This window comes from Salinigranum sp., assembly GCF_041641895.1.
Lineage (GTDB): Archaea > Halobacteriota > Halobacteria > Halobacteriales > Haloferacaceae > Salinigranum.
The window spans coordinates 22,215-48,930 of record NZ_JBEPXO010000013.1; the positions used below are offsets into that span (position 1 = coordinate 22,215).

A 26,716-nucleotide genomic window follows, 5' to 3' on the forward strand; every position below is an offset into this window, starting at 1 on the left:
ACGAGACGCCGGCGCGGGTTCCTCGTCCTCACCTGTCACCCGGGGGCGCTCTGAATCAGCGCCAACAGCCCGAAGACGATGACGCCGAGGATGATACTCACGACGACGTGGATGAGCGTCACGTACGCGGTGAGCCGGTTCGACCGCCGGTAGACGTACCGGAAGAGGCCGAAGTCCGCCGCGAGCGCGAGCGGCAGGGCGAGCACGGACGGCCACGAGAGCGCGACGAAGACGAAGCTGATGGCCGGAACGGCCGGCCCGACGGCGAACGCCCTCTTGATCTCGACGTCCCCGAAGACGTTCCTGGCCGCGATGTGGGCCGTGACGGTGAAGAAGAGCGCGAAGAGGGCGAACGTGCCGGCCACCTGTGCCGGACTCCCGGAGGGCACGGGCTGGAGAACGACCATGTCGGAGGGGACGAACGAGAGCGCCTTAGGTCCGACTATCTCGTGTCGTGAGCGCGGGTGAGACCGCGAACGGCGCGGCGGGGGGAGACGGTCGTGGCGGCGGTCAGCCGTCGAGGAGGCCGAGTTCGTCGAGTCGGGAGACGATGTTGTCGACGGCCTCCTCGGCGTCGGAGGGGTGTTTGCCGCCGGTGATGACGAGTTTCCCGGACCCGAAGAGGAGGGCGACGACGTTCGGGTCGGAGATGCGGTAGACGAGGCCGGGGAACTGCTCCGGTTCGTACTCGATGTTCTCCAGGCCGAGGCCGATGGCGATGGCGTTGAGGTTGAGGCTCACGCCGAGGTCCGCGGAGGTGACGATGTTCTGGACCGTGATCTCGGGTTCTTCGTCGACGGGAATCTCGAGGTCACGGAGCTTCTCGAAGACGATTTCGAGGCTCTCGTGGACGGCGTCGGTACTCTTGGCGCCGGTGCAGACGATCTTGCCCGACCGGAAGATGAGCGCCGCGGACTTGGGGTTCTGCGTCCGGTAGACGAGGCCCGGAAACTGCTCGGGGTCGTAGTCGGCGCCTTCGAGGTCCATCGCGACGCTCTGCAGGTCGAGTTCCTGGCCGATACCCGTCGACGCGACCACGTTCTCGATGTTGATGGTCTCCTTTGGGTCCCTCATATACTGGCTTGAACCTCGTATGTACGATTTAAAAAGGTTGGTGCGGTGGTCGACGCCGCGAAACGAAGGCGAGAGCGGACCGACACGCTCTTTCGCCGGGCGCGTCGACTCGGCGGCGTGTACGGGCTGGAACTCGCCGGAACCGACGACGCCTACGCGGCCTGCGAAGCCCGCGTGGCTGCGACGGACGTGACGGTCGACGCACCCGGGCTGGCCGTCGCCAGAGGCGTCGACCGAGAGCGGGTGCGACGGTTGGCCTACACCCACCGTGCGGCCGAACTCGTCGGGCGGACGGACGCGAGCGTCGAGAGCGCGCGGGCACTGCTCGAAGCGGCCCGCATCGACCGGACGGGGAGCGTCGCCGTCCGCGCCCGCGACGTCCGGTCGACGACCGGCGTCTCGACCCGGGAGGCCGAGGTGGAACTCGGGAGCGTCCTCGTCGACCGGGACTTCTCGGTCGACCTCGACGACCCCGACCACGTCCTCTGTGCGTGGTACTCCGGTGAGCAGTGCGTGCTGGGCTGGCAGGTCGCCGAGAGCGTCCGCGACTTCTCGACCAGACAGCCCACCGACCGACCGTTCTTCCAGCCGGGGAGTATGGACCCTCTCGACGCCCGCTGGGCCGTCAACGTCGCCGGCGCGGGGGAGGGGACGCGGGTCGTCGACCCGATGTGTGGCACCGGCGGCTTCCTCGTCGAGGCCGGCCTCGTCGGGAGCGACGTGGTCGGCCTCGACGCCCAGTGGAAGATGACGCGCGGGACGCGAGAGAACCTGGCCGCGTATCTCGACGACGGCTACGACGTGCTCAGGGGCGACGCGACCGCCCTCCCACTCAGAGACGACAGCGCCGACGGCGTCGTGGTCGACGTCCCCTACGGCCGGCAGTCGAAGGTGGCGACGCACACGCTCGCGGACCTCGTCCCGGGTGCGCTCTCGGAGGCGGCGCGCGTCGCTCCGCAGGCCGTGGTGGTGGCCGACCGGTCCTGGGCTGACGAGGCCGAGGAGGCCGGGTGGACGGTCGAAGACCGGTTCGAGCGGCGCGTCCACGGGTCGCTGACGCGGCACGTCCACGTGTTACGTCGGGGGTGAGCGGCCAATCGGCCGAACCTCACCAGGACCACGGCAGTAGTCAGCCGAGCCCCGTCGTCTCCGGAGCCGTTCCCGACAGTCGACCGGTCAGGAAGACGATACTCGCGACTGCAGGCGGGACGTGCATGATCCCCAGGACGACTGTTCCGAGGAGCGTCGCGCCCGGTTCGCCCGGAACGACGGCTGCAGTCGGAAGCATCGACAGGGCGAGGGCCGCGATGGCGGCCCGCGTGAACGTTCGGTCCGGCGCGCGAACCGACCGTGCGAGGACGGCGTACACCACCGTGGCACCGACGACCCCCGCGCCGGTGAGCACCGCGACAGGGCCGTAACTGAGGTGTGTCAGGTCGGGCGCGATTGCGGCGAGGTCCGAGAGGAGAACCAGCACGCTGTTCACGGCAACGGCGACGACCAGCGCGAGACTGCCGCGCCTGACGAGGCGACTCGTCCGGCCGAGAGAGAGGTCAGTGTCGGTCGGCTGTCTGTTTGGAGTCGAGGTCACGGGAGAAGAGAGGTCGCCGCAGAGCATAACCGATTCGTCGACCTCACGGGACGTTTGAATCCGAGAGTCGCTCCGTCCGGATTCGACCATCGACACGCCCGGCGCGTGTCGACGGCTTCGGCGGCCGTCCGGTCCCGGTCGTCGAGAACCGACGGGGCGGAGGTGGTGTGCCCGTCAGACGTCGTCGTCGTCCGGCACCTCGGCGACCACCGTCTCGCCGGCCCGGACCGAATCACCCTCCTCGACGAGGAGGTGCTCGCGGTCGATAGACGGGGGGAGGAGGACGTCGGCGCGAGAGCCGAACGCGATGTGGCCGAGGCGGTCACCTTTGGCGACCGAGTCGCCGTCGTGGACGTAGGGAGTGATGCGCCGGGCGAACCAGCCTGCGATGAGCGACACCTCGAAGAGGCCGAAGTCGACGTCGACGCGCTCGTTCTTCTCGGACTCCTTCGAGAAGGCGGGCTCGTTCGCGCCCGGCGAGTGCGAGACGCCGTCGACGTACCCCTTCTTGGGTGCACGGACGACGTGGACGTCGAGGGCGTTCATGTAGACGCCGACGCGGAACTGGTCGCCCTCCTCGCGGACGACCGAGACTGTCCCGTCGGCGGGCGCGACGATGCCCACCGTCGGCGGGTACCGCTCGGGGTCGCGGAAGTTCCAGAGGGCGAACAGGCCGACGGCGAGGAGCACGACGGCCAGCGGCGGGAGGAGGAACGCGAAGACCATAGCGCCGACGAGCGGGGGGAGCACCCACCGACGGGCGCCGGGAGCGAAGTTCACGCCCCCGCCTCCTCTCCCCAGGCGGTGAGGAGGTGCGTCAGGTGGAGACGGTCGTCGGTCCCGGTCACGAGGTCGTGGTCGACCTCACCGGCGATGCGGTGGAGGCGGGCGAGGTCCTCGCCACTGACGTCGCTCCGACGCGCGACGCGGAGGAGCGCCCGGAGCAGGTCGCCACCCTCGTACCCCTCGTCGTCGAGGAGCGTCCCGATGGTCTTGCGGGCGTCGCGGTAGTCGCCGGCGCGGGCGTCTGCCAGGACCGATTTGAGGTCGTCGTCGCGGCCGGCCTCCTTGATGGCGCGGTGGGCGGCGTCCATCGTCACCTCGCCGGCTTCGATGGCCGTCGTCTGCGCGCTCAACACCGCGCGACGGATGTCGCCGTTCGCGTAGCCGGCGATGAACTCCAGTCCGGCGGAGTCGTACTCGACGCCCTCCGCCTCGACGATGTCCGCCAGCACCGCGCGGAGTTCGTCCGTCGTCGGCTTCCGGACGGGGACGACGAAGCACCGCGACCGGATGGGGGGGATGAGCCGGGAGGGCTGGCGGGTGGCGATGACGAACTGTGTGGTCTGGTGGTTGCGTTCCATCACGCGCCGGAGCGCGTGCTGGAAGTCCTCGCGGATGGCCTCGGCGTTGTCCAGGAGGATGGTCTTGAACTCGCCGCCGGCCGGCGAGTAGCCCGCGTACTCTTGGATGACGTGCCGGAGCATATCGCGCTTGGACCACTCACGCTTGTACTTCTTGCGTTTGTCTGTGTTCCGTCGGAACTGCTTCGAGAACTCCGTCTCGCCCTGGAGGAAGTGTTCGAACCGAGGGTCGTCGCGAATCTGTTTCTTCGTCCGGTCGAAGAAGTCCGCGACGTTGAGTTCGACGAGGTCCGTGTCGGGGTCGTCGTGCGTCTCCCGTGCGAGCGCCCGGACCGCGGCGGTCTTGCCGACGCCGGAGGGACCCTGTACCACGAGGTTCATCGGTTCGTCGACCGTCCGCCGGAGTCGGTCGCGAACCTCCGGTTGGGGGAGGTCCGCGAGCGCCGGCGCGTGTGTCTCCGTCCAGAGCGGCGCGTCCATACCCCGTACGTGTCGGTGAGGGGCTAAGAATCGGTCGGTCAGCCGAGACGGGCGGGCCCGTCGTCGGGTGGTCTCGCGCTCCGTCTCGGCAGCGACCGGCAGACGCGTCGAGGAGCGGCGAGCGGTCGGCAGGATTGATGAGTCCCGGGAGCGAGCGGCCACGACATGGAGACGTTCGACCGAGGGGTCCCGCGTGCCTCGCTGGCAGCCGCAGCCGTCGGCGGCGCGCTGGCGTTCGTCGTGCTGGGTCGACGGCGGGAGAGGCGAGCGATCGAACGGGTCGTCGACCGACTGCTCACAGGGACGACGGAAACGAGCGAACGGGGGCGGGAGGACGACCGGACGGACCTCCCGGATCCGGTCCGGCGCTACCTCACCACCGTGCTCTCCGACGACGCGCGACGGACGCGTTCGGTCCGCGTCGAACAGGAGGGGACGCTCCGGGTGGGCGGCCGCGAGAGCCCGTGGCGGCCGTTCGGAGCGACCCACCACGCGGCCGTGGAGCCGCCAGGGTTCGTCTGGGACGCGACGGTTACGCTCCCTCTACGCGTCCCGGTGCGAGTCCGCGACGCGTTCGTCGAGGACGAGGGGTCCTCGCGCGTCACGCTGTTCGGCGCGTGGCCGCTCGGCGGGGCGACGGGCCGTCCCGAACTGAACGAGGCCGCCCTCCAGCGGTACCTCGCGGAGGCGGTCTGGTACCCGGCGGCGCTCCTCCCCGAGAACGGCGTGTCGTGGGAAGGGGTCGACGACCTGACCGCCCGGGCGACCCTCAGGTGTGGGGAGACGACGGCGTCGTTGACGTTCCACTTCGCCGAGGAGGAGATGCGAAACCACGCCGAGCGAGACGGCCGCGGGACGGTCGTCGAGCGGGTCCACACGGAGCGTCGATACCGGGCCGTCGACGGCGGCTTCGAGGCGACGCCGTGGACGGGACTGTGGCGCGAGTACGAGGAGCGAGCGGGCGCGTACGTCCCGACGACGGGCGAGGTGGTGTGGCACCTCCCCGAGGGCGACTTCCACGCCTGGCGCGGGCGGGTGATGGACGTCGACGCCCGGCAGTAGCGCGTGGGGTCGGCGACGCCGGGCAGTGGTGAACCGGGCCGACGATTCGACAGCCGTTTACCGCCGCCGCGACGAACGGGAGACGAATGTCGATGCGCGTGACCTTCCTCGGGACCAGCGGGGCCGTGCCGACGACCGAACGGGCCCCCTCCGCACTCCTGTGTAACCGAGAGGGCGAGCGCTACCTCTTCGACTGCGGCGAGGGGACACAGCGGCAGATGATGCGCTTCGGGACCGGCTTCTCCGTCTCGCACCTGTTCGTCACCCACCTCCACGGCGACCACGTCCTCGGGATTCCCGGACTGGTGCAGACGTGGGACTTCAACGACCGCGAGGAACCGCTCGCGATCCACGCGCCGCCGGGGTCGCGAGGGCACGTCGAGTCGCTCCTGCACGCGGGGGGGCACCAGCCCGGCTTCCCCATCCGGGTGAACGAGGTGTCGCCCGGAGCCGTGGCGCTCGACGGCGAGGACTTCGAGGTGCGGGCCTTCGAGACGGAACACCGCACGCGGTCGGTCGGCTGGGCGCTCGTCGAGGACGACCGTCGGGGCCGGTTCGACCGGGAACGCGCCGAGGAACTGGGAGTACCCGTCGGGCCGAAGTTCGGACGACTCCACCGCGGCGAGTCGGTCGAACTCGACGACGGCCGCGTCGTCGAACCCGAACAGGTCGTCGGTGACCCCCGCCCCGGGCGAACGCTGGTGTACACGGGCGACACGCGCCCCGTACAGGCGACCGAAGCGGTCGCCCGGGGCGCAGACCTCCTGATCCACGAAGCGACGTTCGCGAGCGACGAGGCCGGCCGAGCGCGGTCGACCGGCCACACGACGGCTCGGGAGGCAGGGGAACTCGCCCAGCGCGCGGGGGTGAAACGGCTCGCACTGACGCACATCTCGTCGCGCTACGCGGGCGACGCGTCCGAAATCGCCACGGAGGCCGCACGGGCGTTCGACGGCGAGTCGCTCGTCGCCCACGACGGCCTCGAACTCGAGGTACCGTACCCAGAGGAGTGAAACCACGGCTCAGTCAGGCTCTTTACGCCCCCTCCCGTGGGTCGCTGACGTGCCCTCCAACGAGTTCCACCTCGTCGACGTGTTCGCGACCGAACGGTACGCCGGGAACCAGCTCGCCGTGGTCGAAGACCCCGCGTCGCTGACCGACGAGGAGATGCAGGCGCTGGCGGCCGAGTTCGGCTTCTCCGAGACGACGTTCGTCTCGCTCACCCGGGGAACGGGAGACGCGTTCCACACGCGCATCTTCACGCCCCGCGAGGAGATTCCGTTCGCCGGCCACCCGACGCTGGGGACGGCCTGGGTCGTCCGCGACCGGACGGGAGTCGAGGACGTCACCCTCGACCTGCCCGTCGGCGAGATTCCGGTCGACTCCCGCTCGACCGACGGGACGGAGACGCTCTGGATGCGGCAACGAACGCCGACGTTCGGAGCGCGGCGGAGCCACGAGGACGCGGCCGCCGTCCTCGGATTACCCGTCGACTCGCTGGACCACGACCGCCCCGTACAGGAGGTGTCGACTGGCCTCCCGACGGTCGTCGTGCCGCTCCGTGACCGTGCGGCCCTGACCGACGTCGACGTCGACCGAGCGGCCTACGACTCGTTCGTCGCAGAGCGGGACGCGAAGAACGTGCTGGCGTTCTGTCCCGACCCGCGGAACCCGGAGAACGACCTCGCGTGTCGGGTGTTCGCGCCGTACTACGACGTCCCTGAGGACCCGGCGACGGGCAGTTCGAACGGCTGTCTGGCGGCGTACCTCGCCCGACACCGCGACGACGGCGACGTCTCTGTCCGCGTCGAGCAGGGGTACGAGATGGGCCGGCCGTCGTTGCTCTTCCTCGACGCCCACGACGCGGGCGAGACGGTCACCGTCGAGGTGGGCGGCCGCGTGGTCCCCGTGGGGTCGGGGACACTCCGCTGAGCGGCAGCGCGGAGAGACGGGGACGCCGGGCGACGACACCGCAGTCGAGGGAGTCAGGAGTTGCGGTCGACCCACGAGAGCAGCGAGCGGGTTCGCCGGGCGAGACTGCGTCCGTCGCGGGTGAGTTCGTACTCGACGCGCGGCGGCACCTCGTCGTACTGCTCCCGGGCGAGGATGCCCCGGTCGACGAGGGCGCGCAGGCGGGTCGATAGCGTCGAGGTGCTCGCGTCGGGCAGGTGTGATTCGAGTTCGGAGAACCGGACAGTGCCGTGGGCGTCGACGATACAGACCAGTTGCATCGTGTACCTGCTCGCGAGGACGTCCATCAGGTCGGTGTCCGGGCAGACACAGCGGCTTCGTGAACACGTCGTCATGTGAGGGGCTCCCGATTCGTCGTCGACTTCGAAGTCGGCACTATAGAAACTTCGGTTTTGGAAGTGAAAACGGCGGGACGGGTACCTCGTTCCGGCGTGGAGTATATATCCGCACCGTCCCTACCGCCGGTGTGAACGACCGGACGAGCGCGCTCGACTCGCTCGTGTTCGGCGTCGACATCCAGAGCGGCGACGTCCGGGGGGATGCGCCGTCGTACGCTGTCGTCGCCTTCGACGGCGAGCGAGTCGACCGCGATGTCGTGTCGCACCGCAAGCTCCGGCGACTCGTCGAGCGGGAGACCCCCGCCATCGTCGCCACCGACAACATGTACGAGCTCGCGGCCGACAAGGACGACCTGGTGCGGTTCCTGCGCGCGCTGCCCGCGGAGACGAAGCTCGTGCAGGTGACCGGTGCCGAGCGGCCCGAACCCCTCTCGCGGGTGGCGTCGAGACACGGCGTCCCGTACGGGAAGAAGCCGATGAAGGAGGCCGAGGCCGCGGCCAGACTCGCAGCCGCGAACGTCGGCTACGAGGTGTCGGCGTTCGAGAACACCACGACGGTGAAGGTCTCGCGGGGACGCTCCACCGGAAAGGGTGGGTGGAGCGCCGACCGCTACACGCGACGTATCCACGGGTCGGTGAAGCGGACCGCCCGGCAGGTCGAGTCGAAGCTGAAGGAGGCCGGCCTCGCGTACGACCGCGACGTCACCGAGAAGTACGGCGGCTACTCCAGCGCCGTCTTCACCGTCGAGGCCCCGCCCGAGGACATCCCGGTCTCCTCGCGGCGCTCCGGCGACACCCGGGTCGAGGTCGAACGGGAGCGCCGCGACGGCATCGAGTTCGAACCCCTCGTGAAGCGACGCGACCACGTCATCGTCGGCATCGACCCGGGGACGACGACGGCGGCCGCCGTCGTGGGGTTGGACGGCTCCGTGCTCGACGTCTTCTCCACGCGCACGGAGGACACCGCGGGCGTCATCGAGTGGCTCATCGAGCGCGGCCGACCCCTGCTGGTGGCGGCGGACGTGACGCCGATGCCCGAAACGGTCGAGAAGTTCCGCCGGAGCTTCGACGCCGCCGGCTGGACGCCGCCGACGGACCTCCCGGTCGACGAGAAACTCCACCGGACGCGGGATGCCGAGTACGACAACGACCACGAACGGGACGCGCTGGCGGCGGCGCTGTTCGCGCTCGACGACCACGCCGAGCAGTTCGAGCGTATCTCTCGGAAGGTTCCACCGGACGTCGAGCGCGGCGTCGTCATCTCCCGCGTGCTCGGGAACGAGGAGTCGGTCGAGAGCGTCCTGCGAGACCTCGCCGAAGAGGAGACGGAGGACGAAGAGACCCACGAGCACGAAGAGCGCGAACTCACCGAGGAGGAGAAGGAGCTACGGCGGCTCCGGGACCGCGCGAACCGGCTCGAATCGCAGGTCGAAGAGCTCGAGGAGACGCTCGCGGAGAAGGAGTCGACCATCGAGGAGTACCGCGAGGAACTGTCGGAGGCACGGCGGGAGGAACGACGGAAGGCGCGCGAGCGCCAGGAGGTCTCCCGGCTGGAGCGCGAGAAGAGCCGTCTGGAGCGCGAACTCTCCCAGGAGCGCGAGCGGTCGGAGGAACTCGACCGGAAGCTCGAGCGGCTGAAGGCGCTGTGGAAGCTGGACCACTCGAACTTCGCGGACGTCAACACCGAGAAGAACCTCGTCCCCGTGAAGGTGGTCGAGCAGTTCACCCGCGACGCCATCGAGCGGACGGTCGAGCAGTACGGCATCGCCACGGGCGACGTCGTCTACCTCCGTGACGCCTCGGGGGCGGGGCGGTCGACGGCCGAACGGCTGGTCGACCTCGAGCCGCGAGTCGTCATCCGTCGCGGCGGCCTCTCGGAGGTGGCCGACCAGGTGCTGTTCGAGAACGGAGTCCCCGTCGCGCCCGCCGAGGACGTGACCGTCCAGGAGGTGGACGAACTCGCCGTCGCCCGCGAGTCGGCGGTCGAGGCGGCTATCGCCGACTGGGAGGACCGCGCGGAGGAGCGACGGAAAGAGCAGAAAGAGAGCATGGTCGACCAGATCATCTCCGAGCACCGCGCGGAGTCGCGGGCGGAGGGTCGGGAGTGAGTCACGGGGCAGACGCGAGCTCGCCCGCCGGACGACGGCCGACGTGCGACGACCGTCGGCCGAGCCGAGAGTCACGAGTCTGTTGACGACGGCGGCGGGGAGACGGCACGCTCGACCCGGTCCGTCAGGGCGTCGATACCGCCGTGGGACGGGGACTTTCGGACGACTGCGGTCACCCCGGTGGCGAGGACTGTCCGCTCGACGGCATCTGACACGCCGGTCGTGAAGAGGACGAACGGGACCGTCGCAGAGCGGGCACGGACGGCTCGGAGAAACCGGAGACCACCGCTGTGGAGGTGGTACTCGGCGACGACGCAGGCGACAGCGTCGAGACCGCCGTCGTCGAACCACGAGACCGCGGTTCGAGCCGTGGTCGCTGTCCGAACGGTGTCGACCGACGAGGAACGGGACAGGAGCGTCTCGAGATACTCACAGACCAACGGGTCGTTGTCGACACAGAGGACGGTCACACCACCAGTCGGTCGGACCGACTCGTTACGCCGAGTCATACAAGTACCCCCGACCACTGGACGAGAGGAGGACCCAGTAGCCGGCGAAGACGAAACAGAGAGTGAGCTGGCGAGTGCGACACCCGTCGTCGTCGGGACGGCGCAGTAGCGTGTCGAGGGCGTCGGGGTCGATCACAGTCGAGACCGGCGGCAGCGCGAACGGGGTCGTGTCGGCAGTCCGGGCGACAGCCTCGACGACCGCTCGCCAGACGGAGTCCGACTCGGTCCAGTCGAACGTGCATATGGAGGGAAGAGCCATCGGAGACGGTATGACGTCCACACGCCAGAACCTGTGGCTTCGGTGGCGAAGCGGTTTATCTCGATCCCGGTCCCTGAGAGCCAGTCGAGGTCAGGAGCGTGTTGGCGACGAGCGACTTCAATCCACGCCGGAGCCGCGTCGAGATGGCCCGCCCGGAGACGTCGAACTTCGCTCCGAGCTCCTGCTGAGTCGTCCCGCGCGGTTCGTCGAAGTACCCGTCCTCGTACGCCGTGACGATGGTCTCTCGCTGGTCGGGCGTCAGCCGGTAGTAGTGGCCCTCCGAGTCGGCCGGGAGTTCGTAGAGCTTCTCCAGTTCGACGTCCGCACCCTCCGCCTCGAACGCGTCGTGGAACGAGGCGAACGGCTGGTACGTCTGCGCACGGAGTCGGACGAACCACGAAGCACTGGTGCCGACGGCGTCGAGGATGGTCGCGTCGAGCGACCTGAGCACCTCGACGACGTCGCCGTCGTGGGCCCACGTCGCGCGGTACAGTGCGCCGTTCTCGACGCGGTGGAGGACGGTGACGTCCGAGAGGGACTCGTCCCGTTCGGTTGCGTCCAAGAAGGCGTCGACGTCGTCTCCCCACACCCAGAAGAACGGCATGAGAGATTCGCCCGACGGGATGAATCGCTCGACTTCGACGCGGACGTCTAGCTCCTCGGCCGACAGCGTGTGCCCACCCGGGAAGGCTCGAACGGACAGTGTGAACTCCGCGATGTGAGCCATCTCCGTAGCACCCGGTCTACCAACAGGTCGACGGCCGAAAAGCGTGGTGCCAGTCTCCCGTACACACGGTGGCACGCGACCGAGAGAGGGCGCGTCACGGTGACGGAGTCGCGGACGACCCTCACTCGGTCGACGTCGCGTCGCGACGCACACGGACGAGGAGCAGGTAGACCAGCGCGCCCACGACCGGTACGAGGAACGTGACGGCGGTCCACGCGACGGCGTTGCCGTTTCCGGCGCTCCGCGCGTCGAGGTAGACCCAGCCGGGGAGTGCGACGTGGAAGACGAGGAAGTAGAGCATGAAGCCGAGGAGGGGCGCGAGGATGGACAGGTCCCCGACGGCGAGCCACATCGCGACGAGCGGGATGCTGACGAAGACGAAGAAGCCGACGAACAGGGCCAGGGGCGAGCGGAGCGATGCCATCGTCTCGTGAGTAGGTACGAGGGAGCGCGAATCAGGCTGTCGGTCCCGGTCACGCGGCGAGCGAGGCGAGGCGGGCGCTTCCAGAAGTCATATCCCGCATCGTCGTTTCCCCACGCGTATGGACGCCTACGAACGGATCACCCGGAACACGTCCGAGGTGGTCACCGAGGAGGAGGTACGCGCGCTGAGTGAGGACCCACAGGGGAAGCGGGCGTACGTCGGGTACGAGCCCTCCGGCGTCCTCCACATCGGCCACATGCTGACGGCGAACAAGCTCATCGACCTCCAGGAGGCGGGGTTCGAGGTCGTCATCCTGCTGGCGGACGTCCACGCGTACCTCAACGACAAGGGGACGTTCGCGGAGATACGCGAGACGGCCGACCGGATGAAACAGCAGTTCATCGCGTACGGACTCGACGAGGAGAGGACGGAGTTCGTGCTGGGGTCGGAGTACCAGCTCGACGAGGAGTACGTCCTCGACCTGCACGCGCTGGAACTGGAGACGACCGTCGCACGGGCACAGCGGGCGATGGCCGAGATTCAGCGGGGCGAGCACGCGAAGGTGTCGCAGATGGTCTACCCGCTGATGCAGGCGCTCGACATCGAGTACCTCGACCTCGACCTGGCCGTCGGCGGCCTCGACCAGCGGAAGGTCCACATGCTCGCCCGCGAGGAACTCCCCTCGGTAGGGTACGAGTCGCGCCCGGCGCTACACACGCCCATCCTCGCGGACCTCACGACCGGCGTCGGGAAGATGTCGTCCTCGGAGGGCGTCACCATCTCGATGGAAGACTCCACGGAGGACCTCGCGGAGAAGGTCAACAGCGCGTACTGCCCGCCGACGGCCGACCCCGAACCGGACGACGAGGGGAACGAGCGGGAGAACCCCGTCCTGCAGATATTCCAGTACCACGTCTTCCCCCGCTTCGAGGAGGTGGTCGTGGAACGACCCGAGAAGTACGGCGGTGACCTCGAGTACGAGCGCTACGAGGCGCTGGCGGCGGACCTCGAGTCGGGCGAACTCCACCCGGCCGACGCCAAGAGTGCGCTGGCGGCGTCCCTCGACGAACTCGTCGCGCCCGGTCGCGAGTTGCTCTGATTTCGCCGTTCGACATCACATCTGATACTCTAACCTGTCGGTTATTATCGGAGTGAGTAGACTGGGTCGTATGGACACCGACAAGGGCACCTCACCGGTCATCGCGGCCCTCCTCATGGTCGCGGTCGTCGTGATATTGTCGGGAGTGATATTCGTCACGGCCGAGGAGATCACCACGCAAGCCCGACAAACCAACGAGCGCCCGGTGCCGGTGACCGGCGAACTGCTGTTCAACGAGGGGTTCGAGAGCGGCGACAACGGCGTCTGGCAGAAGGGCGACGGTCCTGTCCCGCCGTACCTAGAGAGCGACGCACACATCGTCGCGAGGAACGCCCGGTTCGGTTCATCCGCCCTGAAGATGAACGAGTCGGCGGAGTTCACCGGCCAGAACGTCACCGACGAGATCGACGACGGCACCACCTATCGGATGTGTGCGTACACGATGGTCGACGACCCATCAGGCGCACCCGCGTACGTGGGTGTCCAATACTACGACGCGAGCGGGGCCATCGTCGACAAGGACACTTTCCGGGTGACGTGGACCGCCTACGAGGAACGCTGTGTCCTGACCGACATCCCGGACGACTCGGGCGTGGTGGAGGCCGAGGTGTGGGCGTTCCGTGACCCGAGCGGGACCACCGCCGGGACACTGTACGTCGACGAGGTGTCGCTCGTGCAGGTACGCTACTTCGGGAACTCGAACGCCAACCCGTACGAGAACGGCTGAAGTCCGAGCCAGTTCCGACCGAAACGAAAACCGTCGGTAGCCTCGCGGACGGACGAACGGCGGCTTTAAACCGGATGCTCACCAACGCCGGGATATGGCGAAAGACGGAGACGAGACGCGACGTGACCTCCGGATGCCCGACGACGACGAGGTGTTCGCCGTCGTGACGGACATGTTGGGTGCCAATCGCGTGAAGGTCCGTTGCGCCGACGGCGTCGAGCGCACCGCCCGCATCCCGGGCCGGATGCAGAAGCGTATCTGGATCCGCGAGGACGACGTCGTACTCGTCGAGCCGTGGGACTGGCAGGACGAGAAAGCCGACATCTCCTGGCGCTACGAGAAGAGCGAGGCGGACCAGTTGCGCGAGGAAGGCCACATCCAGTAACTGCCGGTGATTTTCGACGGGGCGCGAACGGGGAGAGAGCGGCCGGTGTACCGTCACCCTGCGCTCGTGCGGACGGGCGACCCGAGTCGCGTGGACCCTCCGAAGCTACGGAGCCCATCGGGTGGGCCGAAGCACGGCACCGTTCGAGACCGTCACTTATCAGAGGAAATACGTAATGTTAAACCATTAGCGTGTCTGGACCAATCATGGTGATGGCTGGCATCGTGGAGCGTCTCCAGCGGGCCGTGGGACGGCTGTCGGAGCGTGCAGAGAGGCACAGACGACCGGCCGACTACCCGTACGCGTGTATCGTGTGCGAGGTGCCGTACCCGTTCGAGCATCACGTCTGTCCGGAGTGCGGGAGCTACTCGGTCGAATCGAGGAGCGGTGCCCGTCTGGGACTCGTCGGGGGCGGACACGGGAACTGAGCGGTCCGGATGGGCGGGGACGACGAGAGTGCCTAGTCGACGCGAGTCCGTTCCGGCGTCGGCGACGCGCACTCCCCGGAGAGGTTCCCGGCCTCACACTCACACCACCGGTCGGGTGTGAAGAGTGCGACTTCGTCGTCGAGGATGCGGGCCGACGAGTGCTGTCGACAGCCCTCACAGACGACGTACTGACTCGCGAGTGCGTCGCCGACCGAGTTGGGCCGGAGCGGCGGGCTGACACCGTCGAAGCGCACTTCCAGCGTGTACTGGTCGTCGAACGCGACTGGGTCCGCCCGGGCGTCGGCGCGACACCGCTCGGAGACGCTGACGACCAGTTCGTCGGCGCCGCCGTCGTTCGGGTCGACCCGGAACGTCTGCAGCAACCAGACCGAGGTGTCGCCGGGGGAGAGGCGTTCGAGCAGTGCGAGGAAGACGTACGAGTCGCCCTCGATGTCGACGAGCTCGGGGAGCCGTCTGTACGCGCCCGCCTCCGGTCGCACGGGCCGAGTGGTGGGGTTCGACCCCGTCTTCGGCGGACCTGGGCGTGTCATGTCCGTCCCCGTAGCCGCCGGGAGTCACGTCGTCGAGGGCGTTCCGTCGAAGCGGGAGTGACCGTCACGCGGTCCCCCCGACGCCGCGCTGGGTCGCTGCCGGGTGGTCGTGACGTCGGTCGAGTCGCTGCTGACCGAACGTTCGACGGAGGTCGGTCCCTCGTGTCGGGCGGGGCCGTCCGGGGAGGCGCGGGGTGCGCTCGTGTGTCGGTAGAGTGATTGTCATCGCTCGTGAGCGTCACGTCCTCGGACGGGGTTGAAGACCAGTGACTGTTCGGACAGTCTCACTCCGTTTCACGACTGTTGCACGCCGTTTCTGGACCGTTTCACGCTCCGAAATCGACGCGGCGGGGGCGAATTCGTCTGCGGCCTCCCGTCCGAGACGACGTGCCACTCACCGACGGGACGAGATGAACGAGAGTGAGAGCGTGAGCGGACACGCAGACCGAAGAGAGAGCGGTCTCTCGACTGCCGAAGGCCGGGCGGCGACAGCAGCGACTGGTCGCTCGACACGGCCGTCGCTCACGCAACCGATACCCACCCTTTTCACGCTCCTCCCCGTATGTCGAGGCTAGATGACAGAGGAGTTCGGCCTGATCGAACCCGAGGAAGGTGAGGGGGAGGCCTTCGGCGACGAGTGGGAGGAAATCGACGTCTCCGACACCGAGGCCGACCGCATCGCCCGGAAACGGGACCGCGAGTTCGACGAGTTCCGCAAGCGGCTGAAGGACGCAGACCAGTTCAAGGTGGAGCAGTCGGTGTTCGACGACGCCACCTTCGCCGCCATCTACAAACTCGTCCAGGACGGCCACATCGAGGCCTTCGGCGGGCCCATCTCGACGGGCAAGGAAGCGAACGTCTACGAGGCGCTGGGGACAGACGGCGACATCGCGGTGAAGATTTACCGCATCAACGCCTCGGACTTCCAGCACATGCGCGAGTACCTCGACGGCGACCCGCGGTTCGAGGGCATCGGGAACGACAAGTCGAAAATCGTCCTCGCGTGGACCCGAAAGGAGTTCGCGAACCTCGAACGCGCCCGGAAGGCCGGCGTCCGCGTGCCCGAACCCATCGCCGTCGAACGGAACGTCCTCGCGATGGAGCTGGTCGGGCTCGTCGAGGAGCGCGCGCGCCGCCTCGCAGAGGTGCGGGTCGAGAACCCCGAGACGGCGTTCGACGTCGTCCGGGAGTACATGCGACGGCTCTACGACGCGGGACTGGTCCACGGCGACCTCTCCGAGTACAACCTCATCATCCACGACGGGGAGCTGGTGGTCATCGACCTCGGACAGGCCGTGACCGTCCACCACCGCAACGCCGACGAGTTCCTCAGACGCGACTGCCGGAACGTGGCGAACTTCTTCACCCGACAGGGACTCGAGACGAGTCCCGACGACCTGTACGAGTACGTCGTCGGGGAGTAACGGCCCCGGGGTGGTCCGGTTCCGGTTCGACGACCGCTGGAAGGGGAGGGAGTCGACGGGACGGGCGGCTCCGACGGCAGATAGGGCTATGCCGCGGAGCGCCGTATGGACCCCGAGATGACAGAAGGGACACGCAGGCGCGTCGCCGTCGCCTGTCAGGGGGGTGGGAGCCACACCGCGTTCACCGCAGGCGTCCTCGACCGCCTGCTGGCCGAGTCGGAGCCGGCGTACGAAATCGTCGCGCTGACCGGGACGTCCGGCGGCGGAATCTGCGCGTTCCTCGCGTGGTACGGCCTGGTGAGCGAACGGGACGAGGAAGCCGGACGCGAACGGGCGCGGGCGCTCCTCGCGCAGGTGTGGGACGACATCGCGGCGACCGGCCCGGTCGTCGCGGCGACCAACCGACTCGGTGTGTGGTGGGCGGACGCACGCGACAGCGGAGTCGCGCTGCCGGCCGTGAGTCCCTACGCGTCGGGCGTGTCGGCGTGGACCACGCGGTATCTCCGGCGGGCGCTCGAACGGGCGGTCCCACCGGACGAACTGGCACACGTCGTCGCGACGCTGCCCGAGACGGCGCCGACGCTTCATCTCGGTGCCGTCGACGTCGAACGGGGGACGTTCCGGACGTTCACCGAGCGGGACGTGACTATCGACGCGGTGCTGGCGTCGGCCGCCGTCCCGACCGTGTTCCGGGCAGTGACCGTCGACGACGACGGCAGAGAGCGACGGTACTGGGACGGACTGTTCTCGCAGAACCCGCCCGTTCACGACCTCCTGGCGGGGGTCGACGTGGACCGGAAGCCCGAGGAGATATGGCTGGTCCGTATCAACCCACAGCACCGGGAGTCGGTGCCGACCGACCTCGGGGCCATCGCCGACCGGCGGAACGAGTTGAGCGGGAACCTCTCGGTCAACCAGGAGCTGGCGTTCATTAGGCGGGTCAACGAGTGGGTCGCGGCGGGCACGCTCTCCGGGCCGTACCGGCAGGTCGCCGTCCGTGCCGTCGGACTCGACGAGGACCGACTCACGACCCCGTTGACGCCAGCCTCGAAACTCGACTGCCGACCGGCGTTCGTCGCGGAACTACGAGCGGAGGGGCGGCGAGCGGCCACCGACTTCCTCGACGCGGAGCGGAACCGACGACTCGTCCGCGGCGTCGTCGACGCGACGTGGAACACCGACAACCCCGCTGCGAGCGCCTACCTCACCGACGACTTCGAACTCCACGCAGTCGGCGCCGAGGAGCGAACGGGCCCGGCAGCGTACGGGACGTACGCCGAGCGGGTCAGGGGCGCGTTCGAAGGGTTCGAACTCCGCGTCGAGACCAGCGTGGCCGAGCGCGACCGGGTGGCGCTGACCTGGACGGCGCGGGGCCGACACGTCGGCCGCTGCTTCGGCGTCGCCCCCTCGGACGAGGTGGTCACGTTCCGCGGCGTCGAAGTCGCCCGCATCGCCGAGACGGACGGCGGGGCGGCCGTCGCCGAGACGTGGCTCTCCGTCGACGACGTCGGTCTCACCGCGGCGACGCGGAGGACCGACGACCCGCCGGTGCTGCAGACGGTGGTGACACCGGTCGTCGCCGACGTGGGTGGGGCGGCCGAGGCGCGGCGACTCGCTGTCGCCCACGCGGAACGGCTCTGGGGCCACGAACACGACCGACCGGCCGCGCTGGCACGACTGCTCGTCGACCGGTCGCACGTCTTCCACGGGACGGTCGACGACGTCGAGGGGCGCGACGCGTACGTCGCGGTGATTCAGTCGTACCGGGAGGCCTTCCCCGACCTCCGGGTCAGCGTCCGGGACGTGGTCGCAGAGGGGAACCGGGTGGTCGTCCGGGCGGCGATGACCGGGACACACCGGCGGCCGTTCGCGGGCGTCGAACCGAGCGGTCGGCGCGTCGAAGCCCACTGGGTCTTCGTCCACGAGGTGTCCGAGGGACGCATCACGGCGACGGGGATGCTGGACAGCCAGCGGTGGCTCCGCGACCAGTTGTCGGCCCGACCGCTCTCGGCCCGACGTCGTGACGAGCGGGCGGTCGACGAGGAACCGGGAGACCGACGAAGGAACCCTTAAACCGCTCCGTCGGGTACGTCGGGGCATGCAGCACGTGAAGGTGCCGCAGGACCGCATCGGAGTTCTCATCGGTGAGGGAGGCGAGACGATGCGCGAGATCGAGCGTCGCGCGGAGGTCCGTCTCGACATCGACTCCGAGAGCGGCAGCGTCGCCGTCGACTCCGTCGGCGACCCCGTCTCGGGGATGGTGGCACCCGACATCGTCCGCGCCGTGGGGCGAGGGTTCAAACCCGACGCCGCGCTGTCGCTCCTCGACGACGACCTGCGGATGTTCGAACTCATCGACCTCGCGGAGTACACCCGGAACAAGAACGACCTCCAGCGCCAGAAGGGACGGCTCATCGGCGAGAACGGGAGGACCAGAGAACTGATGGAGGAACTCACCGGCGCCGAAGTCGTCATCTACGGCTCGACCCTGGGCGTCATCGGCCAGCCCGAAGAGGTCGAGGCCGTCCGCCGGGCCACGAAGATGATTCTCGACGGCGCCCCCCACGGGGCCGTCTACTCGTTCCTCGAACGGAAACATAACGAACTCACGCGCGGGTTCGACGTCAAGTCGTGAACGTCCGCGGTCGTCTCCCTGCGCGGGACTGTTCTCCGCAGGTGGGCGTCCGCCACGTCGCACACGGAACCGTCTCTCGGGCGGTACGTTGACGCTCGCGGCACGCGACGGGACGTCCCATGCCGTTCTTCCTCACGGACCGCGGACAGCCAGTGCCGGCGGTGACCACGGGCGAGATGCGGGCGGTCGATCGAATCGTCGTCGAAGAGGTCGGTCCCGAACTCCTGCAGATGATGGAGAACGCCGGTCGGACGCTCGCCGGACTCGCCCGGGAACGGACGGACGACACGGTCGTCGTGCTCGCGAGCGACGGTGGGAACGGCGGCGGGGGGCTCTGTGCGGCGCGAGACCTCTCGAACCACGGGTGGGACGTCCAGGTGGTGCTCGACCGCGCGGGCACGGAACTGACCGGCGCGGCAGCGACCCAGTACCGGGTCCTGCAGGGGACGGACGCCGCCCTCCGGGAGAGAGACCACGGGCGTGCGGCGCTCGACGAGGCTGGTCTCGTCGTCGACGCGCTCGTCGGCTACGGCCTCGACGGGGCACTCCGGGGACGGGCGCGTGACCTCGTCGAAGCGGCCAACGCGGCGTCGACACCGGTCCTCTCGCTCGACGTGCCGTCCGGTGTCGACGCGACGCCGGGCGTGGCAGTCGACGCCGACGTCGTACTGACGCTCGCCCTCCCGAAGACGGGACTCGGAGCCACGGCGGCCGAGCGGGAACTGTGGCTCGCGGACATCGGCATCCCGGCAGAGGTCTACCGCCGCGCGGGTGTCGAGTACGACCAGCCGTTCTCGGGCGACGTACGGGTTCGGCTTCGCCCGGATTCCCCGGACGCCGGCGGGATATCAGTATATAAACGCGGAGAATCGTGCTAGCAGTTAACGTGACATACCCCGTCTCCGTGTGGCGATTCGTTCGAACCGGTAGCGAAGCTTTTATATAGAATCACAAACAATCCGCTGGTGTACTATGAGTCAGCGAATGCAGCAGGGACAGCCGATGATCATTCTCGGCGAGGATTCCCAGCGCACACAGGGGAAGGACGCGCAGTCGATGAACATCACGGCCGGGAAGGCCGTGGCCGAGTCCGTACGGACGACGCTCGGCCCGAAAGGGATGGACAAGATGCTCGTCGACTCCTCGGGCGGGGTCGTCGTCACGAACGACGGCGTCACCATCCTCAAGGAGATGGACATCGACCACCCCGCGGCCAACATGATCGTCGAGGTTTCGGAGACCCAGGAGGACGAGGTCGGCGACGGCACGACGACGGCCGTCGTCATCGCGGGTGAACTCCTCGACCAGGCCGAGGAACTCATCGACCAGGACGTCCACGCGACCACCATCGCGCAGGGCTTCCGACAGGCCGCCGAGAAGGCCAAGGAAGTGCTGGAGGACAACGCCATCGACGTCTCCGCCGACGACCGCGAGACGCTCGTGAAAATCGCCTCCACGGCGATGACGGGCAAGGGCGCGGAGTCCGCGAAGGACCTCCTCGCCGAACTCGTCGTCGACGCGGTCCTCGCAGTCCAGGACGAGGACGGCATCGACACGGACAACGTCAGCGTCGAGAAGGTCGTCGGTGGCTCCATCGACAACTCCGAACTCATCGAGGGCGTCGTCGTCGACAAGGAGCGCGTCGACGAGAACATGCCCTACATGGTCGAGGACGCCAACGTCGCGGTCATCGACGGTGCCCTCGAGGTGCGCGAGACGGAAATCGACGCCGAGGTCAACGTCACCGACCCCGACCAGCTTCAGCAGTTCCTCGACCGCGAGGAGGAGGAGCTGAAGGAGATGGTCGACAAGCTCGTCGACGCCGACGTCGACGTCGTCTTCGTCGGTGACGGCATCGACGACATGGCCCAGCACTACCTCGCGAAGGCCGGCATCATCGCCGCCCGTCGCGTGAAGGACTCCGACCTCAAGCGCATCGCCCGCTCGACGGGCGGGAAGGTCGTCGGCAGCGTCGACGACCTCGACGCCGAGGACATCGGCTTCGCTGGCTCCGTCGCCCAGAAGGACATCGGTGGCGACGAGCGCCTCTTCGTCGAAGACGTCGAGGACGCGAAGTCCGTGACGCTGGTCCTCCGCGGCGGCACCGAGCACGTCGTCGACGAGGTCGAGCGCGCCGTCGAGGACGCCCTCGGCGTCGTCCGCACGACCCTCGAAGACGGCCAGGTCCTGCCCGGCGGCGGCGCGCCCGAGACGGAACTCTCCCTGCAGCTCCGTGACTTCGCTGGCTCCGTCGGCGGCCGCGAACAGCTCGCCATCGAGGCGTTCGCCGACGCGCTCGACGTCGTGCCCCGGACGCTCGCCGAGAACGCCGGCCTCGACCCCATCGACTCGCTGGTCGACCTGCGCCAGAAGCACGACAGCGGCCAGTTCGCGGCGGGTCTCGACGCCTACTCCGGCGACATCATCGATATGGAAGAAGAGGGTGTCGTCGAGCCGCTCCGCGTCAAGACGCAGGCTATCGAGAGCGCCACCGAGGCGGCCGTCATGATCCTCCGCATCGACGACGTCATCGCAGCGGGCGACCTCAAGGGTGGCTCCACCGACGACGACGGCGACGACGAGATGCCGCCGGGCGGCGGTGGCATGGGCGGCGGCATGGGCGGCATGGGCGGTATGGGCGGTATGGGCGGCGCGATGTAAGCGAGGTTCCGAAGGAACCTCGTTACCGAGCGGGGAGCACACGCGACCCGCGAGGGTGGCGCTGTCTGAACAGATACGCCCACCCCCATCCTCCGACCTGCTGCACCGTCTCGTATCGTCGCTCGACCGATCCGACCTTCTCCGTTCTTTTCGACGCCGAGCAGCAGCGTCAGCGCTCGTCTCGCGTAGGTCGAGTCTGCGCTCGCTCCGCTCGTCACGCTCGTTCCTCGCAGAAGCGAGCACGACGTAATTCGAACCTCGGTCGCTCCCGTTCGCTCACTTCCCGCATCCTGATTCAAACCCCGCGTGGACTCGTCACTCACGGTTCACTGTCTGTCCCCGCGAAGTGACGAGCACGATGGGAGTCCCGCGAGCGCAGCGAGTGGGACTACATCGTGCGAGTGAAGACGAGCGAAGCGAGTCCGAACGAGCACGATGGGATTTGAACCCACGACCATCGGATGACTTCCCCCGACGGAGCACCGACGGGGATAGAAGTCCGACGCTCTAATCCAGGCTGAGCTACGTGCCCTCGTTCGAGAGAAGACGACGGTGACACAAAAGGAGTACTGATTTCACTCGGCTCCCGGTCGGCGCGATGGTCGCGACTCCGGGCCGGTTCCGTGAGGGAACCGAACGGGAGCCAGCGAGACCGCAGGTCCCGATCGGGCGACCCCACGCGAGGGGGGAGCGACCGACCGAGCGAACGCGAGAGAGAGAGAGCGAATCGGCTGGGGAGGGGGTGGTCACACCGCCCTGGCGACGCCGACTCGTCGCTGTCACCACTGTCTCAACCGCGACTCGGCCACGGACGAGGAGACGGCGAGTGCCCGCCCGACTAGCCGTCGAACCGGTACAGCGAAGTCACGTACGGCAACCGGTTGAACATCCACAGCGCCACCGGCAACCCGACGATGGTCACCGCGAGGAACGCCGCGACGTTCGCCCAGAGCCACGAGAGCCACCAGCCGACGAGAACGAAGTACACCGCTCGGACGAGGAGCGAGCGCTGGCCCCGCCCCGGCGACTCGGGGTCAACGACCGACCGCGGTTCGCGGAGGGTGAGCACCGTGGGGACGAGGTTGACGAGTTTGATACCGAGTGGGGCGCCAACGACGGTGGCGGTGAGGAACCACGCGACGTTGACGACGGCCGGCGTCGCCCACCAGCCGACGACGACGAACCACAGCGCGCGGATCAGGAGGGACCGTTGCGGCATGACCGGGAGTAGGCGGTCGAAGGACAAAAAGTGACGCTCGGCGCGTCCAGCGCCTCGAAACCGTCTCGAACGCGGGAGAGGTCGAGACGAGAACGACACGCGGGCCGCCGGAGACGACCCGACGGAGTGAAATGAGATGGGCGGATACGGACCCACATGAGAGTTATCGGGACCGTCGGCCTCCCCGGCAGCGGCAAGGGCGAGGCCGCGGCCGTCGCGGAGCGGGCAGGCATCCCCGTGGTCACGATGGGTGACGTCGTCCGGGCCGAAACCGAAGCGCGGGGGCTCCCGCCCGAGGAGCACGGGACCGTCGCGCGGGCGCTCCGCGAGGAGAACGGTCCCGCGGCCATCGCCGAACGGTCGCTCCCGATGGTCGAAGACCACCTCGAGACGAACGAGACGGTGGTCGTCGACGGCCTCCGGTCGGGCGTCGAGGTGGACGCGTTCGAGGAGCGGTTCGGCGACGACTTCACGCTCGTGAGCGTCGAGGCACCGTTCGAGGTGCGCGCCGAGCGACTGGCCGAGCGGGGTCGCGACCTGACCGACGAGGACCGCGACGCGCTGCTGGAGCGTGAACGGCGCGAACTCGAGTTCGGGATGGACGAGGCGATGGACCGCGCGGACGTCGTCATCAACAACACCGACTCGCTGGAGGCATTCCGACGGCGGGTCCGCCGCGTCCTCGACGTGTCCGCTCCCGAGACGAACACCGAGACGGAGGAACACCGATGACGGACGTGTACAGCATCGACGCACGCATCGTCGCCCCGGTTCGCGACACCGAGGTGAAAGACCGTGTCGCCGACGCCATGGCGAACCTCTTCCCGAACGCCGACCTGATGCACGAGCGGGGACAGGTCGTCGCCGAGACGCACTCGATGGAGCGCTTCTCCGAACGCCTCCACGAGCAGGAGATACTCGACTCGGCGCGACGGGAGTTCTTCCGGCGCGCCGACGACGAGGGCTTCTCCTTCGCGCTGAAGAAACAGGCGGCGTTCGAAGGCGTCGTCAACTTCTCCGTGGGGAACCCCGACGAACTCGGCGACATCGAGGTACAGGTCACGGTGCGGTCACCCTCCGTCGAGGCGTACATCGACTCGATTGCGCCGCCGACGGAGGACGGGAAGCCGGTTCTCCCCGACGAGTAGGGGCCCACCCGGCGGCGTGACGACTGCGCCAGCCGACCCGTCCGCTGCTCGACCAGTGGGCGCTGGGCGCTACTCGAACAGGTCCGTGTGACGGTTCGCGAGGTCCGAGTAGTCGCCCGAGGAGTACGCCTCGAACGCCTCCTCGACGTCGAACGTCGTCTCCGAGAGCGGCGTCACTGTCGCGGGCGCGCCGCGGGCGAACGAGTGGTCGGGGACGTCGAGACCCTCGGGGATGACGGTGCCGACGGCGACGATGCTCCCCTCGCCGATGTGGGTGTCGGAGACGGTGGAGTTGAACCCGACCATCGAGCCGTCGCCGACGGTCGTCTCGTTCAGCACGGCACCGTGCCCGACCATCACACGGTCCCCGAGACGGGCGGCGTGGAGGACGGCGTTGTCGCCGACGTGTGACTGGCCACCGACGACGACCGGACCGATGTCTCCACGGAGGACGACGCCGGGCCAGATACTCGAATCCGGTCCGACGCGGACGTCGCCGACGAGCGTCGCGTCCCGTGCGACGTTCGCCGAATCGGCGATGGTCGGCGTCCGCCCCTCGAACTCGTAGCGTCGACTGTCTGTCATGCCGGTAGTGTGAACGGGGAAGGTTGAGTATCTTACTCCGGTTTTATACACCGAGCGCGGGAGGCGAAGACGTGACCAGTCCGTTCGACACGACAGTCGTCGTCGGCGAGGTGCGGTCGGCCGAGCCGTTCCCCGAGGCGCGCAAGCCCGAACTGTTCAAGCTCGAAATCGACCTCGGCGACCGGGTGGTGCAGTCGGCCGCACAGCTCGGCTACCACCACGCGCCCGAGGAACTCGTCGGTCGGCAGGTGCTCTGTGCGGTCGGTCTCGGGGTCGTCAACGTCGCCGGATTCGAGTCGGAGGCGCTGACGGTCGGCGTCCCCGGCGACGACGGCAAGCCGGTGCTGGTGACACCGGACGAGACGGTGCCACTGGGTGGCGAACTGTACTGAGACGCGACCACGAGCCAGCGCCGAGGAACGCAGTCGCGGGCTCGCTGAGAGTGGGAAACGGTACCGTGTCGTTGATCGGACCGGGCTCAGGCGTCGCCCGGTCGAAGCCGACGAGAGGCGGAGTCGAGGCCGTCCCACGCGACCCGGCGGCGAGCCAGCGGAGACAGTGGGGGAGAAACCAGCAGTTACTCGGGCCTCGGACGTGACCGGCGGACGATGAGCCGAGGCGGCGACGAACCGCACGCACACACGGTCCGACTGGAGTTGGCCGACGAACCGGGAGAACTGCTACGGGCACTCGAACCGGTCGTGGACGACGGCGGTGACCTCCTGTCGATACGGTACGAGCGAGCGGACGTCACACCGCGAGGACGAATCCCCGTCGAAATCGACGTGGCGGCGACGCCGGACCAGTTCGTCGCCATCGTGGCCGGCCTCCGTGGTGCGGGAATCGACGTCGTGCAGGCGGAGACGGAACGGTACAGCGAGTCCTTCACGGTCGTCCTCTCCGGCCGCCTGGTCGAGGCGGGACTGTCGGAGACGGTGACACGGATTCGGGCCGAGTCCGACGTCCCGATAACGAAACTGTCGCTGTCCGCCCCGGACGGGACGCGAGACGTCTCCAGCGTGCGGCTGACGGGGTCGACGCCGAAGGGCGAAGTGGAGCGGGCGATGGGAGTCGTCCGCGACGTCGCCGCCGACGAGGGGTTGCGGCTGATCGAACTGGACGGCGGCACCGGGGGTGACAGTTGAGACGCGTCGTCGGGAGGGTGCGTCCGCTCCGAACCACTTTAATCGGTGGATAGAGTACCGTGGTCCCATGAGACCGGACGGGTTCACGCTCGCGGCCACGACGAACGACTTGACACGTGAGCCGGAAGTCAGAGACGTCGCGGACGTCGTCGAGTTCCGGATGGACAAGGCGGAGGACCCGCTCGAACAACTGGCCGAGTACGACGGCGAGCTGGCCCTGCTCGCGACCAACCGGGGACGGGCGTTCGGCGGAGAGGCGGCGGAGGCCGGACGCGTAGACGACCTCTCGACCGCGGCCGAGTTCGACTGCGTCGAGATGGTCGACGTCGAACTGGAGGTGGTCCGCGAGCGCGACGAAGTCGTGCCGGTGTTCCGCGACGGGGGTGTCGACGTCGTCGTCTCACACCACGACTTCGACGGCACCCCGGACGCCGATTCGCTCGACGCCATCTTCGAGGAGTGTGCCCGGTACGGCGACGTCGCGAAGGTGGCGACGCTGGCCGAGACGACCGGCGACGCGCTCGGGATGCTCAACGCGGTCCACCGCGCGACGAGCGACGGGAAGCGCGTCGCCGGAATCGCGATGGGTGGCGTCGGCAGTCACACGCGCGTCGTCGCACCGCTCTACGGGTCCAGACTCGGCTACGCACCGCTGGCGTCGGACACCAGCGAGTACGCGCCGGGACAGCTATCCATCCGGACGCTGGCCACGATGATAGAGACGCTCGGGTCGCCCGACCGGCACAGGGCCGACTTCCCCGACGAGGACGCCGCCACGTCGAACGGCGTCGTCGACTGACCT

At 68.5% G+C, this 26,716-nt stretch carries 31 protein-coding genes and 1 tRNA gene; 18 read left to right on the forward strand and 14 right to left on the reverse strand.

What is annotated here, in order from left to right:
• Nucleotides 1-35: 35 nt before the first annotated feature.
• A complete protein-coding gene (locus tag ACESK5_RS04415) occupies nt 36-407 on the reverse strand; it encodes a hypothetical protein (protein WP_372910335.1) in 372 nt (123 codons plus the stop codon).
• Nucleotides 408-510: 103 nt separating this feature from the next.
• On the reverse strand, nt 511-1,074 hold the full coding sequence (locus ACESK5_RS04420) for a TATA-box-binding protein (RefSeq protein ID WP_372910336.1): 564 nt from the start codon (nt 1,072-1,074) through the stop codon (nt 511-513).
• A gap of 117 nt (nt 1,075-1,191) precedes the next feature.
• Between ACESK5_RS04420 and ACESK5_RS04425 the strand changes: the two genes are divergently transcribed.
• On the forward strand, nt 1,192-2,163 hold the full coding sequence (locus tag ACESK5_RS04425; RefSeq protein WP_372910337.1) for a methyltransferase domain-containing protein: 972 nt from the start codon (nt 1,192-1,194) through the stop codon (nt 2,161-2,163).
• A gap of 40 nt (nt 2,164-2,203) precedes the next feature.
• On the opposite strand, the gene ACESK5_RS04430 is transcribed toward ACESK5_RS04425, so the two are convergent.
• From ACESK5_RS04430 to ACESK5_RS04440, 3 genes are all read right to left on the reverse strand, one after another.
• On the reverse strand, nt 2,204-2,665 hold the full coding sequence (locus ACESK5_RS04430) for a DUF6069 family protein (protein WP_372910338.1): 462 nt from the start codon (nt 2,663-2,665) through the stop codon (nt 2,204-2,206).
• Between the two features lie 174 nt (nt 2,666-2,839).
• Nucleotides 2,840-3,445, reverse strand: a complete 606-nt coding sequence (locus tag ACESK5_RS04435; protein WP_372910339.1) for a protein sorting system archaetidylserine decarboxylase — start codon at nt 3,443-3,445, stop codon at nt 2,840-2,842.
• The gene (locus ACESK5_RS04440) at nt 3,442-4,509 is read right to left on the reverse strand and encodes an AAA family ATPase (protein ID WP_372910340.1); all 1,068 of its coding nucleotides are present in this window, start codon (nt 4,507-4,509) and stop codon (nt 3,442-3,444) included. Before ACESK5_RS04440 ends, ACESK5_RS04435 begins: the two co-directional genes overlap by 4 nt.
• 165 nt (nt 4,510-4,674) lie before the next feature.
• Here ACESK5_RS04440 and ACESK5_RS04445 point away from each other — a divergent pair, with 165 nt between their 5' ends.
• From ACESK5_RS04445 to ACESK5_RS04455, 3 genes are all read left to right on the forward strand, one after another.
• Nucleotides 4,675-5,571, forward strand: a complete 897-nt coding sequence (locus ACESK5_RS04445; RefSeq protein WP_372910341.1) for a DUF6544 family protein — start codon at nt 4,675-4,677, stop codon at nt 5,569-5,571.
• 92 nt (nt 5,572-5,663) lie between these two features.
• Entirely contained in the window at nt 5,664-6,584 is a 921-nt protein-coding gene (gene rnz, locus ACESK5_RS04450; RefSeq protein ID WP_372910342.1) for a ribonuclease Z, read from the forward strand.
• Nucleotides 6,585-6,633: 49 nt separating this feature from the next.
• Entirely contained in the window at nt 6,634-7,503 is an 870-nt protein-coding gene (locus ACESK5_RS04455; RefSeq protein ID WP_372910343.1) for a PhzF family phenazine biosynthesis protein, read from the forward strand.
• 53 nt (nt 7,504-7,556) lie between these two features.
• On the opposite strand, the gene ACESK5_RS04460 is transcribed toward ACESK5_RS04455, so the two are convergent.
• Nucleotides 7,557-7,877, reverse strand: coding sequence for a winged helix-turn-helix transcriptional regulator (locus ACESK5_RS04460; RefSeq protein ID WP_372910344.1), 321 nt, complete (start codon nt 7,875-7,877; stop codon nt 7,557-7,559).
• Nucleotides 7,878-8,008: 131 nt separating this feature from the next.
• Between ACESK5_RS04460 and ACESK5_RS04465 the strand changes: the two genes are divergently transcribed.
• Complete coding sequence (locus ACESK5_RS04465) at nt 8,009-9,988, forward strand: DUF460 domain-containing protein (protein WP_372910346.1); 1,980 nt, start codon at nt 8,009-8,011, stop codon at nt 9,986-9,988.
• A 71-nt stretch (nt 9,989-10,059) separates the two neighbouring features.
• On the opposite strand, the gene ACESK5_RS04470 is transcribed toward ACESK5_RS04465, so the two are convergent.
• The 4 genes from ACESK5_RS04470 to ACESK5_RS04485 form a co-directional block, all read right to left on the reverse strand.
• Nucleotides 10,060-10,458 carry a response regulator gene (locus ACESK5_RS04470; protein WP_372910347.1) on the reverse strand — a complete coding sequence of 133 codons (399 nt, stop codon included), beginning with the start codon at nt 10,456-10,458 and terminating at the stop codon, nt 10,060-10,062.
• A gap of 25 nt (nt 10,459-10,483) precedes the next feature.
• Nucleotides 10,484-10,756: a HalOD1 output domain-containing protein gene (locus tag ACESK5_RS04475; RefSeq protein ID WP_372910348.1), complete on the reverse strand. Its 273-nt coding sequence runs from the start codon at nt 10,754-10,756 to the stop codon at nt 10,484-10,486.
• A 55-nt stretch (nt 10,757-10,811) separates the two neighbouring features.
• Nucleotides 10,812-11,483, reverse strand: coding sequence for a bacterio-opsin activator domain-containing protein (locus ACESK5_RS04480; RefSeq protein WP_372910349.1), 672 nt, complete (start codon nt 11,481-11,483; stop codon nt 10,812-10,814).
• A 121-nt stretch (nt 11,484-11,604) separates the two neighbouring features.
• Complete coding sequence (locus ACESK5_RS04485; RefSeq protein ID WP_372910350.1) at nt 11,605-11,907, reverse strand: PLDc N-terminal domain-containing protein; 303 nt, start codon at nt 11,905-11,907, stop codon at nt 11,605-11,607.
• 118 nt (nt 11,908-12,025) lie between these two features.
• On the opposite strand from ACESK5_RS04485, the gene ACESK5_RS04490 reads away from it, so the two are divergent.
• The 3 genes from ACESK5_RS04490 (at nt 12,026) to eif1A (ending at nt 14,118) form a co-directional block, all read left to right on the forward strand.
• Nucleotides 12,026-13,006, forward strand: a complete 981-nt coding sequence (locus ACESK5_RS04490; protein WP_372910351.1) for a tyrosine--tRNA ligase — start codon at nt 12,026-12,028, stop codon at nt 13,004-13,006.
• A 70-nt stretch (nt 13,007-13,076) separates the two neighbouring features.
• Complete coding sequence (locus ACESK5_RS04495; RefSeq protein ID WP_372910352.1) at nt 13,077-13,733, forward strand: type IV pilin; 657 nt, start codon at nt 13,077-13,079, stop codon at nt 13,731-13,733.
• A 94-nt stretch (nt 13,734-13,827) separates the two neighbouring features.
• The gene (gene eif1A / locus ACESK5_RS04500) at nt 13,828-14,118 is read left to right on the forward strand and encodes a translation initiation factor eIF-1A (RefSeq protein ID WP_372910353.1); all 291 of its coding nucleotides are present in this window, start codon (nt 13,828-13,830) and stop codon (nt 14,116-14,118) included.
• Between the two features lie 460 nt (nt 14,119-14,578).
• Here the strand turns inward: eif1A and ACESK5_RS04505 are convergent, their stop codons facing one another.
• Nucleotides 14,579-15,097 (reverse strand): hypothetical protein, encoded by a 519-nt coding sequence (locus tag ACESK5_RS04505; RefSeq protein WP_372910354.1) that lies wholly within the window; start codon nt 15,095-15,097, stop codon nt 14,579-14,581.
• Between the two features lie 575 nt (nt 15,098-15,672).
• Between ACESK5_RS04505 and rio1 the strand changes: the two genes are divergently transcribed.
• The 5 genes from rio1 to thsA all read left to right on the forward strand — a co-directional run bounded on the left by rio1 (nt 15,673) and on the right by thsA (nt 21,817).
• The gene (rio1, locus tag ACESK5_RS04510) at nt 15,673-16,521 is read left to right on the forward strand and encodes a serine/threonine-protein kinase Rio1 (protein ID WP_372910355.1); all 849 of its coding nucleotides are present in this window, start codon (nt 15,673-15,675) and stop codon (nt 16,519-16,521) included.
• A 117-nt stretch (nt 16,522-16,638) separates the two neighbouring features.
• Nucleotides 16,639-18,594, forward strand: coding sequence for an ester cyclase (locus ACESK5_RS04515; protein ID WP_372910356.1), 1,956 nt, complete (start codon nt 16,639-16,641; stop codon nt 18,592-18,594).
• Between the two features lie 25 nt (nt 18,595-18,619).
• Complete coding sequence (locus ACESK5_RS04520; protein WP_103427258.1) at nt 18,620-19,156, forward strand: KH domain-containing protein; 537 nt, start codon at nt 18,620-18,622, stop codon at nt 19,154-19,156.
• Between the two features lie 119 nt (nt 19,157-19,275).
• The gene (locus ACESK5_RS04525; RefSeq protein WP_372910357.1) at nt 19,276-20,034 is read left to right on the forward strand and encodes an NAD(P)H-hydrate epimerase; all 759 of its coding nucleotides are present in this window, start codon (nt 19,276-19,278) and stop codon (nt 20,032-20,034) included.
• Nucleotides 20,035-20,158: 124 nt separating this feature from the next.
• A complete protein-coding gene (thsA, locus tag ACESK5_RS04530; RefSeq protein ID WP_372910373.1) occupies nt 20,159-21,817 on the forward strand; it encodes a thermosome subunit alpha in 1,659 nt (552 codons plus the stop codon).
• Between the two features lie 427 nt (nt 21,818-22,244).
• Here thsA and ACESK5_RS04535 read toward each other — a convergent pair.
• Nucleotides 22,245-22,349, reverse strand: a tRNA-Arg gene (locus tag ACESK5_RS04535).
• A 306-nt stretch (nt 22,350-22,655) separates the two neighbouring features.
• Nucleotides 22,656-23,036 carry a YccF domain-containing protein gene (locus tag ACESK5_RS04540; protein WP_372910358.1) on the reverse strand — a complete coding sequence of 127 codons (381 nt, stop codon included), beginning with the start codon at nt 23,034-23,036 and terminating at the stop codon, nt 22,656-22,658.
• Between the two features lie 156 nt (nt 23,037-23,192).
• Here ACESK5_RS04540 and ACESK5_RS04545 point away from each other — a divergent pair, with 156 nt between their 5' ends.
• On the forward strand, nt 23,193-23,768 hold the full coding sequence (locus ACESK5_RS04545; protein ID WP_372910359.1) for an AAA family ATPase: 576 nt from the start codon (nt 23,193-23,195) through the stop codon (nt 23,766-23,768).
• Nucleotides 23,765-24,184 (forward strand): RNA-binding domain-containing protein, encoded by a 420-nt coding sequence (locus ACESK5_RS04550; protein ID WP_372910360.1) that lies wholly within the window; start codon nt 23,765-23,767, stop codon nt 24,182-24,184. The genes ACESK5_RS04545 and ACESK5_RS04550 overlap by 4 nt, the downstream gene beginning before the upstream one ends.
• 69 nt (nt 24,185-24,253) lie before the next feature.
• Here ACESK5_RS04550 and ACESK5_RS04555 read toward each other — a convergent pair whose 3' ends face one another.
• Entirely contained in the window at nt 24,254-24,769 is a 516-nt protein-coding gene (locus tag ACESK5_RS04555) for a gamma carbonic anhydrase family protein (protein ID WP_372910361.1), read from the reverse strand.
• A gap of 71 nt (nt 24,770-24,840) precedes the next feature.
• Between ACESK5_RS04555 and ACESK5_RS04560 the strand changes: the two genes are divergently transcribed.
• The 3 genes from ACESK5_RS04560 to ACESK5_RS04570 all read left to right on the forward strand — a co-directional run bounded on the left by ACESK5_RS04560 (nt 24,841) and on the right by ACESK5_RS04570 (nt 26,713).
• Nucleotides 24,841-25,161 carry a tRNA-binding protein gene (locus ACESK5_RS04560; protein ID WP_372910362.1) on the forward strand — a complete coding sequence of 107 codons (321 nt, stop codon included), beginning with the start codon at nt 24,841-24,843 and terminating at the stop codon, nt 25,159-25,161.
• 216 nt (nt 25,162-25,377) lie between these two features.
• Complete coding sequence (locus ACESK5_RS04565) at nt 25,378-25,914, forward strand: amino acid-binding protein (protein WP_372910363.1); 537 nt, start codon at nt 25,378-25,380, stop codon at nt 25,912-25,914.
• A gap of 67 nt (nt 25,915-25,981) precedes the next feature.
• On the forward strand, nt 25,982-26,713 hold the full coding sequence (locus tag ACESK5_RS04570; protein ID WP_372910364.1) for a type I 3-dehydroquinate dehydratase: 732 nt from the start codon (nt 25,982-25,984) through the stop codon (nt 26,711-26,713).
• The last annotated feature ends 3 nt before the right edge of the window (nt 26,714-26,716 follow it).

Bases quoted from the DNA above. Each gene is read 5' to 3' on its own strand.
- ACESK5_RS04415 (WP_372910335.1), bottom strand. From the start codon at position 407: ATGGTCGTTCTCCAGCCCGTGCCCTCCGGGAGTCCGGCACAGGTGGCC.
- ACESK5_RS04420 (WP_372910336.1), bottom strand. From the start codon at position 1,074: ATGAGGGACCCAAAGGAGACCATCAACATCGAGAACGTGGTCGCGTCG.
- ACESK5_RS04440 (WP_372910340.1), bottom strand. From the start codon at position 4,509: ATGGACGCGCCGCTCTGGACGGAGACACACGCGCCGGCGCTCGCGGAC.
- ACESK5_RS04445 (WP_372910341.1), top strand. From the start codon at position 4,675: ATGGAGACGTTCGACCGAGGGGTCCCGCGTGCCTCGCTGGCAGCCGCA.
- rnz (WP_372910342.1), top strand. From the start codon at position 5,664: ATGCGCGTGACCTTCCTCGGGACCAGCGGGGCCGTGCCGACGACCGAA.
- ACESK5_RS04460 (WP_372910344.1), bottom strand. From the start codon at position 7,877: ATGACGACGTGTTCACGAAGCCGCTGTGTCTGCCCGGACACCGACCTG.
- ACESK5_RS04475 (WP_372910348.1), bottom strand. From the start codon at position 10,756: ATGGCTCTTCCCTCCATATGCACGTTCGACTGGACCGAGTCGGACTCC.
- ACESK5_RS04480 (WP_372910349.1), bottom strand. From the start codon at position 11,483: ATGGCTCACATCGCGGAGTTCACACTGTCCGTTCGAGCCTTCCCGGGT.
- ACESK5_RS04485 (WP_372910350.1), bottom strand. From the start codon at position 11,907: ATGGCATCGCTCCGCTCGCCCCTGGCCCTGTTCGTCGGCTTCTTCGTC.
- ACESK5_RS04490 (WP_372910351.1), top strand. From the start codon at position 12,026: ATGGACGCCTACGAACGGATCACCCGGAACACGTCCGAGGTGGTCACC.
- ACESK5_RS04495 (WP_372910352.1), top strand. From the start codon at position 13,077: ATGGACACCGACAAGGGCACCTCACCGGTCATCGCGGCCCTCCTCATG.
- eif1A (WP_372910353.1), top strand. From the start codon at position 13,828: ATGGCGAAAGACGGAGACGAGACGCGACGTGACCTCCGGATGCCCGAC.
- ACESK5_RS04505 (WP_372910354.1), bottom strand. From the start codon at position 15,097: ATGACACGCCCAGGTCCGCCGAAGACGGGGTCGAACCCCACCACTCGG.
- rio1 (WP_372910355.1), top strand. From the start codon at position 15,673: ATGACAGAGGAGTTCGGCCTGATCGAACCCGAGGAAGGTGAGGGGGAG.
- ACESK5_RS04515 (WP_372910356.1), top strand. From the start codon at position 16,639: ATGACAGAAGGGACACGCAGGCGCGTCGCCGTCGCCTGTCAGGGGGGT.
- ACESK5_RS04520 (WP_103427258.1), top strand. From the start codon at position 18,620: ATGCAGCACGTGAAGGTGCCGCAGGACCGCATCGGAGTTCTCATCGGT.
- ACESK5_RS04525 (WP_372910357.1), top strand. From the start codon at position 19,276: ATGCCGTTCTTCCTCACGGACCGCGGACAGCCAGTGCCGGCGGTGACC.
- thsA (WP_372910373.1), top strand. From the start codon at position 20,159: ATGATCATTCTCGGCGAGGATTCCCAGCGCACACAGGGGAAGGACGCG.
- ACESK5_RS04540 (WP_372910358.1), bottom strand. From the start codon at position 23,036: ATGCCGCAACGGTCCCTCCTGATCCGCGCGCTGTGGTTCGTCGTCGTC.
- ACESK5_RS04545 (WP_372910359.1), top strand. From the start codon at position 23,193: ATGAGAGTTATCGGGACCGTCGGCCTCCCCGGCAGCGGCAAGGGCGAG.
- ACESK5_RS04550 (WP_372910360.1), top strand. From the start codon at position 23,765: ATGACGGACGTGTACAGCATCGACGCACGCATCGTCGCCCCGGTTCGC.
- ACESK5_RS04555 (WP_372910361.1), bottom strand. From the start codon at position 24,769: ATGACAGACAGTCGACGCTACGAGTTCGAGGGGCGGACGCCGACCATC.
- ACESK5_RS04565 (WP_372910363.1), top strand. From the start codon at position 25,378: ATGAGCCGAGGCGGCGACGAACCGCACGCACACACGGTCCGACTGGAG.
- ACESK5_RS04570 (WP_372910364.1), top strand. From the start codon at position 25,982: ATGAGACCGGACGGGTTCACGCTCGCGGCCACGACGAACGACTTGACA.